Here is a 16,518-nt window from a genome sequence, read left to right on the forward strand (position 1 = left end):
ACATAAGCCTTTTTTCTTTTTGAATCAGCCCTTTACCGCGCCTGCAGTCATACCTGCTATGATATATTTCTGTCCGAAAGCATATACACCAATGATCGGCACGAGAATTAAGACCATGATGACGCAGACCAGGTTCCAGCTTCTCTGGAATTGCCCGAAGAAACTGTACACCATTGTGGTAAGGGGCATCTTTGATGAACTGTTCATTACATAGAACGGAGTGATAAAATCATTCCATGCATTCATGAAGTTTAAAATGATTACCGTTACGGTTACCGGCTTTAACAGTGGAAATACTACTTTCCAGAAAAGCCCCATACAGCCGCATCCGTCAATAATTGCAGCCTCATCGATTTCCCTGGGCACCGATCCGATAAACCCATAATAGAGAAATATGGTAAACGGTGTTACCAATGCCGAATACAGCAGTATCAGCCCAGCCAGCGTATCCATCAGTCCCAGCCTCTGCAGAACCAGAATGGCAGGTACCATATTCAAAGGGGCTACCAGTCCCAGTAAAAAGAACAGGTACATAAAACGGTGGAGCTTTGTTCTCCTCCTTGACAGTACAAAAGAACAAAGTGCTGCACCGGTTGTGGCTATAATGACGGTACAGACAGATACAACCAGGCTGTTGCGGAAAGCGCCAAACACATCCACCTGGCTCACAACCTCCTGATAATTGGTAAAAATCCATTGCTTTGGCAGTGAAAAACTCATATTTACCGCGTCACCCTGTGCCTTAAAGGAATTCAGCAGAATAATAATCAGCGGCACAAAAACAAGGATGGAGAAGCCCCAGAGAACGATACATTTTACAATTCTCCCGATTTGGTTTTTTCTTGTCATTTCAATCCTCCTCCCTGGTCATGCCTTTTAAAACAGAAAATGCCACAATACAGGTAAAAATAAAGAGAATCATTCCCAGCGCCGTAGAAAATCCATACCTTCCGGAACTGTATTCCTTATAAATAACCGTATTTAAAACCTCTGTCTTTCTGGCCGGACCACCGTTGGTCAGCACAAATACCAGATCAAACACTTTTAGTCCTGCGATCAGATTGAGCACCAGATTTATGGTAATGGACGGCATCAGCTGGGGAATTATGACATAGATTAATTTTTGGAATCCGTTTGCCCCATCAATAGAAGCCGCTTCCAGATAGTCTTCGGAGATAGCCTGCAGTCCCGCTATATAAATGACCATGTTCTGTCCCACCAGGCGCCAGATCTCCACACAGATTACCGCTCCCAAAGCGGTGTTCACATCCCCCAGCCAGTCTCTCTGTAAAAAGTCCAGACTTATGAAACCCAGGAATCCATTAATTACACCATATTCCGGATTAAAAATGGATTTGAACACCAGACCGATAATCAGTGGTGAGAGCATAACCGGGAAAAAGAAGATTGTTCTTAGAAAATTTCTGGTTTTAAATCCTTTATTCAGAGCCAATGCCATTCCCAGCCCGATTGCATTCTTAAAGATGGTGGTGACCAGGGCAAAAACAATAGTAGTAAAGATAACCAGCAGGTATCTCTGGTTCGTAAATATTTCTTTAAAATGTGACAGTCCTACAAAATGGATCTCGTCATTCATTGCATTCCAGTCTGTAAATGACAGAGCCAGCCCCATGGCGCTTGGCACTATGAAAAATACCAGATATAACACCAAAGGAAGCAGAATAAAATAGGACGGGTATATTTTTTTATGATTCATTGAGCTTCCCTTCTTTCTCCGCTCCGGTTTTTCACACAGCCGGTGTACCAGACACCGGCCGGAAAACCAGGCTTATTTTATTTAGAATCCTTCCTGACCGGAATCTTTTGCAAGAGCTCTTCTGGTATTGTCATACTCTTCTAATACCTGTTCCGGTGTCAGGGAACCGGTGAACATTTCCTGGCAGAGTTCGCTGATCTTGCCGCCGTCATAGAAATATACACTTGCTTCTGCACCCTGAAGCTGTTTGTCACCGACAATATTCATCAGGTCTTTATATGCCTTTGTAGGGCTTGCTTCAATCCCTTTTACGGAGGAGGAAACGTAAACTGTTTTTTCTTTATACAGTTTTTCCAGGTTCTGTTTCTCTGCCAGGAAATTAAAATATTGTTTTGCTTCTTCAATGTGTTTGCTGCCGGCACTAATGCATTTTGTAGTTCCTCCAGCGGTCAGGGTCGCATACTGGTTATCTGCCAGCGGGCTTGGGAACATGCTGTATTCCTCCGGATTAACGCCATCGATATTATTGACCATTTCGTTTGGATAAGATCCGTGAATGATAATCATTCCATATTTGCCGCTTGCAATTGCATCATAAGAATTATCGTAAATATTAGACATATGGTTTTCACCAAAATATCCGCTGTCCGCCATTTCCTTGAGCTGTGTCAATGCGGTAACAAATTCAGGTACATCTGCAAATCCGATTTTATTGGTATTCAGGTCATCATAAAGTCCGGGATGGTTTGCTGCCGCAAGGGCACTTGCACCTTCCATCCAGTAATGGGTATGCCACAGATCTTTTACAAATTCATAGACCGGGGTAATGCCACCTGCCTGTAATTTATCACATGCTTCTTTAAACTCAGCGTAATTGGTGGGTACTTTGATTCCAAGTTCTTCAAACACTGCCGGCTTATAAAGAACTCCGTTGGTGTCATCCACCCCAGCCGTATTCTGTGCATAAAGCCTGCCTTTGTAAGAGCATCCGTCGATTGCCCACTGCTCTAATTCACTTACCCAGGATTCCCCTGACAGATCAACCATATTTTTTTCAGGATTAAAATCCTTTAATTTCGTTCCGGAATAGGACATGAAGATATCTGGTCCTTCACCTGTATTCAATTTCGATTTCACAATGGTCTGATACTGGTCATCCGGACTTAACTGGAAATTGATTGCAATACCGGTCTTTTCCTCAAACTCTTTTGCCAGTTCCTTATCCACATCTTCGATCCAGTTTTGTGATGCCGCAAAATTTAAAGTAACTTTCTCACCACTTCCTTCATCATTATCCCCAGCCGTTGTCTCAGCTTTTGATTCCTCTGATTTTCCATCCTCTGTCTTTGCCGCTTCTGTCTGCGTCCCGTCAGTCTTTGCTGTTGTATCCGCCGTATCTTTCGTATTCTGATTCCCACATCCTGCCAGGGATCCAATTGCTAATGTCAGGCACATTCCACCTGCTAATAACTGCATTTTTCTCTTTTTCATGTTTGTTTCCTCCTTTAACTTGAATTGTTGAGTTCATTATAGCCGATGGCATCGTGGTTGGAAATGCACAATGTGAGACTCTTATGTGGATAATCTTGAACAGTATTCTTACACGCAAAATAAGGACAATAACCGTCAAACGGGTTATTGCCCTTGCCTCAGAGTGTATTCTATAAAAATGATTATTCTGCCTATTCGTGTTTCTGTATTACCTGCGTTTTCTCTTTTTCTTCTTAACAGAGTACCCAAATGTCCCCAGATGTTCTCCAAGTCCCAGATATTCACCATGGGAATAAGCCAGAAGTCCGGTCTTATTCAGTTCAAATTTACCATTTTCATTCATGTAAGCCTCGTCTACATGAACTGCAAGTACATCCGCAATAAACATATGGTGTGAGCCCAGTTTTTTTATTTCTTTTACCCGGCATTCAATGTTAACCGGACACTCACCAATCATGGGAACTTTGACCTGCTCTGCTGCCTCAGGCGTCAGATGAAGCTCCTGAAACTTGTCTACATCCCTGCCGGACCGGACACCGCAGTAGTCTGTCGCCTTCGCCAGTTTCTGGGTCGTAAGATTAATCACAAATTCCCCTGTTTCCCGAATCATATCATATGAATACCGTTCCGGCTTCACCGATATATAAACCATGGGAGGATTGGTACAAATCGTGCCTGTCCACGCTACCGTAATAATATTCGGCTTTTCGCCCTCCCTGGCACAACTTACCATCACTGCCGGCAGCGGATATATCATATTGCCCGGCTTCCAGGTCTGTTTACCCATAGCACAACCTCCCTTTTTTCGTTATTGCTGTAATGCATTCATAAATGCAGGAATCAGCTGTTTCTTCCTGGAAACTATCCCTGGCAGATATACCGAATGATCCTCTGGCTGCTGATGAAAAGCTTCTCTTACCAGGTCTTCCGAATCTCCGCCAAAGCATAGCAGCTCCGTGGATTCATTCATAATATCCGTAAGCATGAAAAACAACATCGACTCTCCATGCTGCCCCAGTGCCTTTTCCAGATAAGGAATCAGCCTACCCTTAATATCCTTTAATTCCGAAGCATTCATAGAATTGATCTGCCCAACTCCAAAATTTGCCTGGTTAAGTTCAAACTTTTTAAAATCCTGATAAAAGATTTCTTCCGGGGCCTTTTTCTTTAAATTACTTCCAGCTGCAAACATTTCAGATGCAAAGGTTTCAATTTCAATTCCCGCAATCTGTGCAAGTCTCTGTGCCGCGTCTCTGTCCACTGCCGTACAGGTTGGGGAGCGGAACATCAGAGTATCCGAAATAATTGCGGAACACAGCAGCCCTGCTATATTGGGCGGTATCTCAATTCCCTTTTCCTGATAGATCTGATAAATAATTGTCGCCGTACATCCAACCGGCTGATTCCTGAAAAATACCGGCGCCATGGTTTCCAGCGAGCCAAGTCTGTGATGGTCAATAATCTCCAGTATCTCTGCACTTTCAATGTTGTCCACTGCCTGAGAAGCTTCATTATGATCTACCAGAATCAGTCTGTTCCGCTTCATACCCAGTAAGTTACGTCTGGAAATCATACCCACATAGCAGCCGTGCTTGTCCAGTACCGGGAAATCACGGTATCTCTTCTTCGCCATGGTATCCTTAATATTATCCGTAAAATCATCCAGCTCAAAAGTCAGAAGGTCATTTTTCTTCATAAAGAATTTGACCGGCATACTTTGGTTTATAAGTCTTGCTACGGTGTAGGTGTCATGGGGTGTGCTGATAATCGCACAGTCCTTTTCATGAGCCAGATGCTGAATGGTTCTGGATACCGGAGCGCCCTCACATACAATAATACAGCTGGCATTCATTTCGATGGCACATAACTGGGATTCATACCGGTTTCCCAGGATGACCAGATCATCCTCTCCAATATAGTTTTCCATCAGATCAGGGTTTGCAGCTGCAACAACCACTTTTCCTTTCACAAAATAGGCATGTTCATTTCCAACCACCATATTCCCTTCCAGGGTCTCCAGTATATTGCTGTATTGGGTTCTTGCCGTAGACAAAATTTCATTGTCTAATATATCCATATAAGACTGTGCAATATCGCTGATAGTAATAAGTCCCTCCAGAATATTATTATCCTTTGTAATCGGCAGTGTATTTACATTTTCATCTTTCATAAGCGTCCATGCCTTTTTCAGGGAAATGCTGTGGCTGACACCCGGTATTCTTCGGATATCCATATCCTTTACTCTGGTTCCCACATTTGGAACATAGCCCGGAGGTTTTATTCCAAACCGGTCCAGAACAAACTGCGTCTCCTCGCTGACCTGTCCGGCTCTTTTCGGGACATAGATTGCATCACCTATCTTATTCTTTACATCTGCGTAAGCGATAGCGGAGCAAATAGAGTCTGTATCCGGGTTCTTGTGTCCGATGATATATACTTTTTTCTTCATTGTCTCCTGCATTTCATCGTTATCCTTTCCGATTAATGTACTCAATTCTCAATTACCTCTTTTACTAAATTTTTTCATATCCTCATGTTCTATCAGTGCACCGCCATCTTTGATTCTATTCATCATTCTGATGAATTCCTCTGCAATCCTGTACACATACTATATTTTTCACATAATTCTTTGTCATTATCCGACTTTCATCATATCATACTTCTTTTTGCTTTTCAAACACTGTATTGCCTATTCTGCCCATTTTAAGCCATTTCTGTTGCTTTTTTTATACAAAAATGTTATAGTTTTATCATTCTATAGTGGGAAATAAGGAGGATCATATGTCAGAAGAATTAATCAACGAAACAACTGCCACACCGGAAACCGCTGAAGCCGTAACAGAAACAGAAACTGCTGCCGGCATCACACCAGAAGCTGAAACTGCTGTACCTGAAGAGACTGCAGCGGAAAGCATGGCTGATTACGAAAAAGAGCTAACCGCTTCTCTGAAACAAATCCATGAAGGTGATATCATTACAGGTACCGTAATCGGGGTTACGGAAACAGAGATCACTTTAGACCTTAAATATTACACCGAAGGTGTGATCCGTCTGGAAGATTATAGTGCAGACCCGAGCTGCTGTCTGAAAGAATCTGTTCATATTGGCGACGAAATCTCCGCAACCGTTGTCAGAAGAGATGGCGGACAAGGTCAAATCATGCTCTCCAGCAAAGAAGCTAATGAAGTGCTGGCATGGGATAAATTAAAAGAGCTGAAAGAAAATCAGACAAACCTTACCGTAAAAATAGGCGGCGTTGTTAATGCCGGTGTCATTGCATATGTAGAAGGCATCCGCGGATTTATTCCGGCATCCAAGCTTTCTTTAAATTACGTGGAAGACTTGAACGAGTGGCTGGGACAGGAAATCCAGGTTCGTGTCATTACTGTTGATGAAGAAGACAATAAGCTTGTATTATCCGCAAAAGAAATCTTAAGAGAAAAAGCGAATGAAGACAGAAAAGCAAAAGTGTCAAATGTTGAAGTAGGCCTTGTAACGGAAGGTACCGTTGAGTCTATTCAGCCTTACGGTGCATTTATTAATATCGGAAACGGTCTGTCCGGACTTGTACATATTTCACAGATCTGTGAAAAGAGAATTAAAACTCCAGCAGCAGTTCTTACAGTAGGAGATCAGGTAAAGGTAAAAGTTATTAATATTAAGGACGGAAAACTCAGCCTTAGTATGAAAGCACTGAACGATGTTGCTGCGGAAGAAGTGACAGAAGAAACGTTCGATCTCCCTGAAACAGAAAGTGTTTCAACTAATCTGGGATCTCTTTTCGCTAAAATTAAATTATAATCGGCAAACTATCTGTCATTTTGACTTTTATATTACATCAATTTAACGCGGTACTTTGTCGTAATTCACTAAAACAGGTTCTTGACGAACCTGTTTTTCGTTATTTTTTACAATAAATTCACTTAGAGTTCATACTTCGTTCACAATTGATTGTTATACTTTAAACATCTTCAAAAGAGATAACTTCCGGTTTATAGCGTAATGTTTTCATTACACATATAGATAAATTTTTTCATAATAGCCTCGGTGTACCAGACACCGGGGCACTCCTCATTTTATGGGGGAAATAAGGGTTTGCATCTTACACGAGGCAAATCACAGGTGTTTTTAAGATTCCCATCCGTATCAACTGATACTCATAAGCATATCTTTCATCTAGCGTCCGCCATTCAATCGGACCAAACCATTTTTTCATTTTTGATTCCCTTTTTCATTCATAAATGCATCAAACTGCTTTTGCAGCTCTTCCATAAATTTATCCAGTCCTGCTGCTTTTAGTTTCTCAATTGCCTTATCAATATTTTCATCGTAATCTTTGAATCCATTGGAGATGGGATTCAGGTACTCGGATTCTACAGCCTGCAGCTGCGCATACTCCGATTTTACAGGCTCCGTGTCAAAAATGAAATTGGTGGACTTCATGGTAATACTTCCCTCTGCCTGTTTGTTAAAAGTTTCAATCTGTTCATCTGTAATATAGCTTGGATAACGGCGGAATTCCGTATTAACCGGCATCCAGTTATGAATGATTTCGTCCGTACAGATCCTTTCCACACGACCATTTTCAGTCAGCTTATAATCGGTTCCTTCAATTCCGTATATCCACAGATCCACCCATTCCTGGTTCTTCTGGAACAGGTTAATGACCTTGATATATGCTGCCAGCTCATCCGGGTCCTCTACTCCTGCACTGATCCCAAAGGCGGTAACGTAGGTTCCCCAGCTCATCAGAGGCTTTTTGGCTGTATCACCCAGATATACATTTTCAAATACTGCATTTGGTGCAGAGGAACGGACGCTTTCCATCATCTCGAAGATACGGTCATTGGAGCTTACAGCAAACATGGCTCTTCCGGCGGCAAATTCACTGCTGGACTGCTCTCCGTTTGACAGCTGGTAGGATGGAATGATTCCCATCTGGTTCCAGCGCTTTGCAATCTCACTTACCTGCTTATACTCTTCGGACTCATAGTAGCTGTAGACTTTAGGATCATCCGGGGCATTAGCATCCGTCATGGCAAAATTGTTGATAAAGTTCATATTGATGTCAGATGCTATGGCTCCATTTAACACCTTAGGATTCAAACCGCGCCCCAGGCCAATATAGTCGGGATGTTTTTCTTTGCATAGCGTATAGAAATTCTCTAAATCCTCTATGCTTTTAATTTCTGATACTCCTGCCTCATCCATCAAATCTTTTCTCACCATCATGAGATAATCTTCACCGGCATTTGGCTTATATCCAACCGGTATGGAATATATTTTGCCACCAATGGTAAATGCTTTTGCAGCATTTTCTTCGTCACAGTATTGATACAGTTCCGGGGCATTATCCTTCAGCAGCTCTGTAACATCCGCATAATAACCCTTTCCAACCATTTTTGCAGTGACTTCCGTATTGGTGTAGCACATGAATTTTTCACCTGCGGAAAACATCAATTCCGATTTCCCCCCTGCATATTCCGTCCAGGGAAGATACTGGATTTCCAGGTCCACATTGATCTCATCCAATACTTTTTGATGGATTTCATTGGCCATCAGCTCTTTCATGCGGGGAGATTCTTCCCCGAACATCACCAGTTTCACAGGATCGGCATCCTGAGAGGCAGTATCGGAAGCTTCTGCATTTGTACCTGCTGTCTTCTTTTCCTCTGAGGAAGCACATCCTGTAAACATGGCTGTTACCATAGCCCCTGCCGCTAATAATGCTGTTACCTTTTTTAAACTCTTCATTCTCATACCTTTTCTCCTTTTCTGTGTGACCTCGTGTCACACTTACCTTTTTCTGTGCGATCTCGTGTCACACTACCCTTTTCTGCGCGACCTCGTGTCACACTTCCCCTTTTCTGTGTGACCTCGTGTCACACTTCCCCCTTTCTGTGCGACCTCGTGTCGCACTTACCTTTTTCTGTGCGACCTCGTGTCACACTTACCCTTTTCTGTGCGACCTCATGTCACACTACCCTTTTAAAGCACCTACAGTTACACCCTTTACAAAATATTTTTGTACAAACGGATAGACCAGTACGATTGGTCCGATGGCAATACAGGTAATTGCCATTTTGATTGTCTGCGTGGGCAAAACAATATGCCCTGCTCCCATACCATTTGGATTCGTCGCCAGATACTGGATATTGGCATTCATTATGTACAATATATACTGCATGGAATAGTACTCATCTTTGTTAACCAGCATTAGCGGAAGATAAAAGTCATTCCAGTAGGTCAATGCATAAAATAAAACAATGGTTACAATTCCTGCTTTTGACAGGGGCAGGACTACTTTCCAGAAAATCTGAAAATATCCGGCTCCATCAATTTTAGCACTCTCCGTCAGTTCATAGGGCAGCCCCTTGATAAAGTTTCTGATCAGATACATATAGAAAACATTCATACTGTAAGGCAGAATCAGCCCCCACAAGGAATTTCCCAGATGGTAATACTTTGTGCAAACCAGATACCAGGGAAGCATCCCCCCGCTGAACAGCATGGTAAAGTAAGCAAAAAACGCCAGTTTGTTCGCATGACGGAAATCTTTAACCGAAATAACATAGGCAAAGCAAGTTGTAATAATTACGGATAAGATGGTTCCCAGTATCGTAGTCGCCAGAGTTACCCCATATGCACCCAGCAGCGTATCTCCCTGGCTTTGGAAAACATATTTATAGGTATCCAGGGAAAAGCCTCTTGGTACCAGGGAAAATCCTTTTGTGGCAATTTCAACTTCATTTGAGAACGATCCGGAGATTGCCAAAACGATGGGAAGCAGGCAGATCAGGGAAAATATTCCCAAAAGTACATAGAAGCCGCCCAATAAAATACGATCCGATTTTAAAGTCCTTTTTCTCATTTCTAATTTCCTCTCTAAAATAATGAAGTGTCTTTATCGAATTTTTTCGCTATCTTATTGGAGATTATAACTAAAAGGAATCCGAATATAGACTGGTAAAGGGAAACTGCTGACGCAAATGCCATGTCTCCATTCTTTACACCGCTGCGGTAAACAAATACATCAATTACATCCGTTACTGGAAGAAGCATTGGATTTAGATTTGTAAGTCCGATCATCATGTTCAGATTTCCTTTCAGCATATTTCCTACGGAAAGGAGAAACATAATGATAATAGTCGGCCTTAACAGCGGAAGTGTTATCTTGCGGATCTGCTGCCATTTACTTGCCCCATCCACCTGTGCTGCTTCATATATAGAAGTATCAAAGCCTGATAATACACCGTAATAAATAACAGAATTATATCCGGTACTCTGCCAGATCACGACTAAAACTAAAATGATGACCCAGGCAGCAGGACTGGAGTAAAAGTCAAAATGAATCCCTGCTCCTTTTAACAATCCGCTGATAACTCCCACTTCAGAGCTTAACAAAGCGTTTAGTATGGCGCCCATAACCATCCAGGAGATAAAATAAGGAAAGAACATAACGCTCTGGCTTCCCTTTATAAACTTCTTACTTTTTATTTCACTGAGCATGATGGCTATTGCCACCGCAAAAATCGTCCCAAATACAAAGAACAGAATATTCAATCCAATCGTATTTCTTGTGGCTCTAAGTGCCGTATCCATATTATTGAAAAAGAAACTAAAGTTCTTAAACAATGGATCAGCCCATTCGCTTCCGAAGATCCCCCCTTTAAAATGGTAATCTTTAAAGACCAGTATCAGGCCCGCCATAGGAACATAGGCAAAAGCAAGCAATACCACAACTCCCGGAAACGCCATCAGATAGAGCGGCAAATCCTTTTTAAATGTGTGTTTTCGTTTCATAGCCTCCCTCTTTCTTTTTATTTCCACTGTACGTACTTGTGTTATGGATGCATCTTATCGTCATTTTGACTTATTATCAATCATAAAAATACGCATTTTATATAATATCATCTAATATAATACTGTTTTTATAATATTAATTTCATCTTTAATTGTTTATTTTGTGCTTTTCTTGTTATTACAGGAAATTATTTTGTGCATTATTACTCTGGTCCAGATACAAAAAACAAGCAGGATATCAGGCTTTTCGCCCGCCTCCTGCTTCTGATCTTATATTAATTCTTAGTTATAAGGGAATCTGCGTTTGGCACACGCTCTGGTTCTGTTCTTATCTTAATCCTTAGTCTTAACCCTCCGTATCTGGGACGGAGATACTCCGTAAAATTTTCGGAATGCTGCCGAAAAATAAGAGGAACTGTTAAAACCAACTTCCTTTGCAATTTCCTGTATTGTCATGTTTTGCTTTTCCAAAAGCATTTCCCGTGCTTTTTTAAGCCGCAGCTGACTGATATAATCAGGGAATGTTTTTCCTGTATGCTGGTTAAAAAGCTTACTGAAATAAGAAACGCTCAGTCCATAGTGCTCAGCAACTGCCTCTACTGATAACCCGCAGTCACGGTAATTCTCCCCCACATAGACCTCTACTTCTCCCATAATATATACCGCATTAGGCTGCCGGCTGCTTTTTAGCTGGGCCCTGACTTGTAAGAACAGCTGGCAGAGCCACTCCTCTATGTCCGCCTGCCCGATAAAAATCTGATTGGTGAGAAAATCCTCCAGATACATCTCATACTGTTCACTCTTTTCCCCGGAAATGCTTTCTGAAAGCCGAATCACATCCGCTATGAGCTCTTTCAGATACTTCTGTGCCTCCAGGATATGGTAGGAGGTAAGATTCTTAAGAAGCCTTTGCATACATGCATTCAGGTCTTCCTCTGTATCATTCTTAACAAACCTTAAAATGTGGTCCCGTTCGGGTTCCTGTACCGTTCCCTGCCGTTTTGCCTTCAATACAGATTCGTCCGTCACCTGCATATCTTTTGCCAGTATATAATACTCCGTCAGCAGTTCTGCACAGTGATATGCTTTGGGAAGCCTGTCCGGCCTGCTGCAATGGGCAATTCCCATACAGCCTTTCATTCCATATAGGGTTTTTAATTCCTCCAGAAGTTTTCCCGCCTCTTCTTCAAGGGGGATACTGTCTGACCTTTCCTCCGTCATCCCATGGCTGTCATAGCACACCGCATGGGGGCCTCCCTCTTCTCTCATACTATAATCTAAAAATATAATCTCTCCCTGAGAAGCACGGTAACAGTGCATACCGCCTTTTCTATTTTCTCTCTTCACCCAGCGAATTTCCTTTACATATGCAAACAGTGCTTCATTTTTAGACCAGTCCTCCAGAAAATACCGCAGTACAATTACCGTAAAATTATCCGGTTCACAGTCTCCAAACTCAAACATTTTCTGATCAACCACATCCCCACTCCTGCCATACCGCAAAAAACGCACGGCTGCATTATTACGGATCTGGCTCTTCAGCAGGTTCATATTCTGGTTTACATCTTCCAGCGCATCTGTTGCCAGAATCAATTCATCTTTTCCTTTTACCGTTTCTTCCCCGCTCTGTGCCAGTTGCAGTATATTGCGGAAAATAGCGCCCACAGGACGGTATACCCAGCCAGACAGCACCCACACTGCCCCTGCAATAACCAGCATCCCCAAAACAGTGGCAAATAATATAGTCTGAAGCGCCCTGTTTATCTGTATCTGGCTTCCCGACATATCCTGTATCCGCAGGGATAAAAACCTTCCATCCCCTTCCCTTACATAAGAAATTGCCCGTTTTTTCCCGTCTACGGACTCATTAAAGGAGCCTTCGTCAATTTCCTTTGTACAAATTTCCTGAAACATTTTCTGGGCTTCTTCCTTGTATTCATTTCTCTGGGCAGCAACCAGTTCTCCGCTCTTATGGAATATGTAGATGGGATTTACTGCCTTTTGGTTCCATGGTATGACTTTTTCCTGCACAGCATCCATATTAATCGCCAGCGCCACGCCATAGTTACTGGGCGCATTTGGATAATCCCGGTCACTCCACAGAATAACCATATGTTTTTGATATTTGCGGTCATTGGGCCACACGTAGAAGATATCTTTATCCGACACCGTATCTGAGGCTGCTTTCACTATCTCTTCTTTTGCAGCCACGGTTACCATTCCCGTATCGTAGCTTGCCAGAATATCCTCTTTATAGAATAAGATAACGGAAGAGATGCCGGTCATATTTCCAGCCATAGCTTTCATGGATTCATAGATCGTATCGATATGGGAATCTTCCCGCCCTCCGGATACCAGGAAAGCCTTCACATTCAGATTCCGATACAGGAGTTGTGCCTGATCCTGATACTGCATAACCTGATTCTCATAAGAGTTATTCAGATTACGCAGCATTTCCCTGGTTTCCTTATCCGTATCTTCCCTGATATTTGCAGACAGCCCGCGAAATACTGCAACATCTGTAAACCCGATGGCCAGCACAGCCACGGCAAAAAATGCCAGCAAAATCCGCATTTTGTATTTTAACCTTCCGCTTCTTTTCAGCCTCTTACAGAACCCCATCTTCTCCACGTTTTGCGCCCTCCCGTATACTTTCCCTCAGGTTACATAATATCTCAACAGAATAGTAAAATTATAGCAAAATCCTATTGTTTATTCAATTTTTTGGTCTATTAAAATCATTGTATTCTGTTAAAAACATCTTATTTTGCATAAAAAGGAGGGAAGAAACCAAAATATTTGATTTCTTCCCTGCATTTTATCTATATTTTCAAACACTCTGTCCCCGTCACTCAGCCAGATAGATACTGATCTTCTTCATGACATTTTTTACCGCGTCTTCTACCGACTCCCCTGTGATCAGACACTTCTTTCCTTCTTCCATCACCGTCTTATTAATCATATCGTCCAATAGAGCCGGAGTTTTTAAACTTTCGATTTTCTGCTTAAAATCATTAACATCACTAGTTGAAGGCCAGATCCGATCCAGATGAAACTCACCTCTTCCAGTATCGTCTACCAGATCATAACTGTCTTTGAATTCCGCCGGCTTTTCCATATTTTTATCAAATACCTTTTGATTTAGAGGATAACCTAAGACCGAGATCGATTGCATATCCGACTGAAGCATCATTGTCATAAAGCGTTTTGCCAGATCTGTATTTTCACTTCTGGAACTGATTCCCATTGGATCAATAGGGATATATACCTCACCGGGTGCCGTTTTATATTCTGCATCACCCAATCTGCTCCTCATGGACAATATCCAGCATAGATCTTCTGCATTGGCTGCATTAGAAACATTAATTTTAGTATCCTCATACCCCATCATACCCAACAGATAAGTACTGGTTGTCATAAAACTTACCATTTCCAGCATCTGAGTGTCTGACAGGGTTTCCCCCTGAAATTCTCCATCATCTGCGTTCCCTGTTGTTCCCAGTTGTGCATCCTGGATTTTACTCAGAGAACTAAAAAATGCTGTCAGACTATTTTCATCTAAAGTTCCATCCTCTGAGATCCAGAATGGCGCTGAGTTTGCCATGAATAGTCGGATTAATACATCAGCCGGCATACTTCCCAAAATGCTCTGCGCCCCGGGATTTTCATTTCTCAGCTGTTCTGCCAGCTCCGCCAGAGAATTTAAATCCTGATACCGGGATACCAGTTCTGTTTTACCCATAACCACCGGAACTGAAAACCGCATTGGTACTGCTAAAATTTTATCTTCTTTTTTGTAAGATGAGGCAATGTTTTCAAAAATACCATCTGTATCTGAAACTTCTGCTATTACATCACTGATATCCGCTAATAAGCCTTTTTCCATATAGGATTCCGTGGGCATTCCATTTAAAAGCAGAATATCGGGACCCTGTCCGGACATGATATTGGTATTCAGGGTTTTTATGGCATCGCTTACAGTTATGGCATCCTCGCCGGTAAGACCTATATCGAAATTCACAAATACATCCGGATTATTTTTCTGAAATACAGTAACTGCCTGCCGGACAAGGGAATTGTCATACAGCGAATAGATCGTAAGCTCCTTCTCAGGCACAGCTGTCACATTCGGATCATATTGGTATCGTACCAGTGACATACTGTCTGCAACATAGTAATTTAATATAAACGAGTCCTCATTTATAACCGTTCCCCCCACAAGATAAGCAGCAGGGTTGTACATTTTCCCCAATGCTCCGTTGAAAATCTTTTCTACAACGGAACTGTCCAGGGTATATTTATAGACACCGGTAATATCTGCTATATAGATATTTTTATTTACAGGATCTGTCATAAATTTGGGCATGTTCGTCTGATTAGCCACCTTTTCCTTACTGGAAAAAAATTCATTGAGTACCTGGTTTTTTTCCTCTGCCTTATGGGATGTCAGGTCATATGTATCCACCTCTATATCTGCCGCCTCCCAACTGTCATTAAACTTGCTGTAAGCCACAAAAAGCTTACCGCCTATGGGAATCAGATCCGGAGATGTGAAATTTTCTCCATTGGATGCCATATTATAAGTATGCACTATTTCTCCTGTGCTGCAATTGATCTGAAAAATATTCCCCTCCATATCACAGCATATTAATTCCCCCTCTTCGGTGAATTCGGCTGCTGCAATTTCATTCAAGTCTCCGGATAAGGATATATTGATTTCCCTTCCATTACCATCTTTATCTATATATTTGTATATTCTATCCTCACCCTTTTTTGTTTTGTAAAATAAACTGCCATCATATCCAATTGCTATAGGTAGAACGCCTCCGCTCTCTAGAACAAATGACGTGGAAGATTTGCCGGAAGCCGTTTCCGTATCCCCCTTATCCTGCATATCATCCGTCAGCTCTTTAGGCTGCTTCTCCCAGGCAACCCATGTGTCACCGCTATCCCGGGATTCATAAACCCCTTTTTCGGTAAACGCCCTAAGGGTTTTGTCAGAAAGCGTTTTGACTAGTGTGGAAAGATCTCCCTGGGGTAAATTCAAATCCTGTTCTATAAATCTTCCAAGCGATTGATTGCCTGTTGTCTCCAGACTTGCATTCTCCTGTTCTCCTTTTTTGTCTTCTGGTGCAGTTTCATGTTGTTTACACCCGCCCAGAATAATCATTACCATCATTAATAAAACCGATAAAACTATTCTTTTTTGTCTGTTCATTGCAAATCCTTTCCTGGAGCGTACCTGATTATTCCTTCCCACCATTTGCACACCCCACCTCACAGGAAATTAGCCCGGGCATTCTTAAATAATTCCTGTCTGTGATCTCATTATAACACAGACCTTTTTTTGCTGCCTCTAAGAAACCTTTATCTTATCTCTAATTTATCTCTAATTTTCCCGAAACAACCAAAAGGAGTTATTGATATGCTATAATATTCAAAAGATTCTGGACTTCTGCATTTTAGCTTTTGCAGTTGTTAATACCTAATAAACCGGATTGGATTCT

At 42.0% G+C, this 16,518-nt stretch carries 11 protein-coding genes; 1 reads left to right on the plus strand and 10 read right to left on the minus strand.

Features of this window, described 5'->3' with window-relative positions; all coding sequences use genetic code 11:
• Positions 1 to 24: 24 nt before the first annotated feature.
• From CD03_RS0120825 to CD03_RS0120845, 5 genes are all read right to left on the minus strand, one after another.
• Positions 25 to 849 carry a carbohydrate ABC transporter permease gene (locus CD03_RS0120825; protein WP_027295289.1) on the minus strand — a complete coding sequence of 275 codons (825 nt, stop codon included), beginning with the start codon at positions 847 to 849 and terminating at the stop codon, positions 25 to 27.
• 1 nt (position 850) lies between these two features.
• The gene (locus CD03_RS0120830) at positions 851 to 1,717 is read right to left on the minus strand and encodes a carbohydrate ABC transporter permease (RefSeq protein WP_027295290.1); all 867 of its coding nucleotides are present in this window, start codon (positions 1,715 to 1,717) and stop codon (positions 851 to 853) included.
• Positions 1,718 to 1,798: 81 nt separating this feature from the next.
• Positions 1,799 to 3,208, minus strand: a complete 1,410-nt coding sequence (locus tag CD03_RS0120835) for an ABC transporter substrate-binding protein (protein WP_027295291.1) — start codon at positions 3,206 to 3,208, stop codon at positions 1,799 to 1,801.
• A 208-nt stretch (positions 3,209 to 3,416) separates the two neighbouring features.
• Positions 3,417 to 3,995, minus strand: a complete 579-nt coding sequence (locus tag CD03_RS0120840) for a flavin reductase family protein (RefSeq protein WP_027295292.1) — start codon at positions 3,993 to 3,995, stop codon at positions 3,417 to 3,419.
• A gap of 21 nt (positions 3,996 to 4,016) precedes the next feature.
• On the minus strand, positions 4,017 to 5,669 hold the full coding sequence (locus CD03_RS0120845; RefSeq protein ID WP_027295293.1) for a putative manganese-dependent inorganic diphosphatase: 1,653 nt from the start codon (positions 5,667 to 5,669) through the stop codon (positions 4,017 to 4,019).
• 320 nt (positions 5,670 to 5,989) lie between these two features.
• Here CD03_RS0120845 and CD03_RS0120850 point away from each other — a divergent pair, with 320 nt between their 5' ends.
• On the plus strand, positions 5,990 to 7,009 hold the full coding sequence (locus tag CD03_RS0120850; RefSeq protein WP_081820319.1) for a S1 RNA-binding domain-containing protein: 1,020 nt from the start codon (positions 5,990 to 5,992) through the stop codon (positions 7,007 to 7,009).
• Between the two features lie 411 nt (positions 7,010 to 7,420).
• Here CD03_RS0120850 and CD03_RS0120855 read toward each other — a convergent pair whose 3' ends face one another.
• The 5 genes from CD03_RS0120855 to CD03_RS0120875 form a co-directional block, all read right to left on the minus strand.
• Entirely contained in the window at positions 7,421 to 8,962 is a 1,542-nt protein-coding gene (locus tag CD03_RS0120855) for an ABC transporter substrate-binding protein (protein WP_197041684.1), read from the minus strand.
• A gap of 226 nt (positions 8,963 to 9,188) precedes the next feature.
• Positions 9,189 to 10,079, minus strand: a complete 891-nt coding sequence (locus tag CD03_RS0120860; protein WP_027295296.1) for a carbohydrate ABC transporter permease — start codon at positions 10,077 to 10,079, stop codon at positions 9,189 to 9,191.
• 14 nt (positions 10,080 to 10,093) lie between these two features.
• Complete coding sequence (locus tag CD03_RS0120865) at positions 10,094 to 11,011, minus strand: ABC transporter permease (protein ID WP_027295297.1); 918 nt, start codon at positions 11,009 to 11,011, stop codon at positions 10,094 to 10,096.
• A gap of 333 nt (positions 11,012 to 11,344) precedes the next feature.
• Positions 11,345 to 13,633, minus strand: a complete 2,289-nt coding sequence (locus tag CD03_RS0120870) for a helix-turn-helix domain-containing protein (RefSeq protein WP_242849191.1) — start codon at positions 13,631 to 13,633, stop codon at positions 11,345 to 11,347.
• A gap of 226 nt (positions 13,634 to 13,859) precedes the next feature.
• Positions 13,860 to 16,229, minus strand: a complete 2,370-nt coding sequence (locus CD03_RS0120875) for an ABC transporter substrate-binding protein (protein ID WP_197041685.1) — start codon at positions 16,227 to 16,229, stop codon at positions 13,860 to 13,862.
• Between the last annotated feature and the right edge of the window lie 289 nt (positions 16,230 to 16,518).

The sequence above is a fragment of the Robinsoniella sp. KNHs210 genome (genome assembly GCF_000686105.1).
Classification (GTDB): Bacteria; Bacillota; Clostridia; order Lachnospirales; family Lachnospiraceae; genus Robinsoniella; species Robinsoniella peoriensis.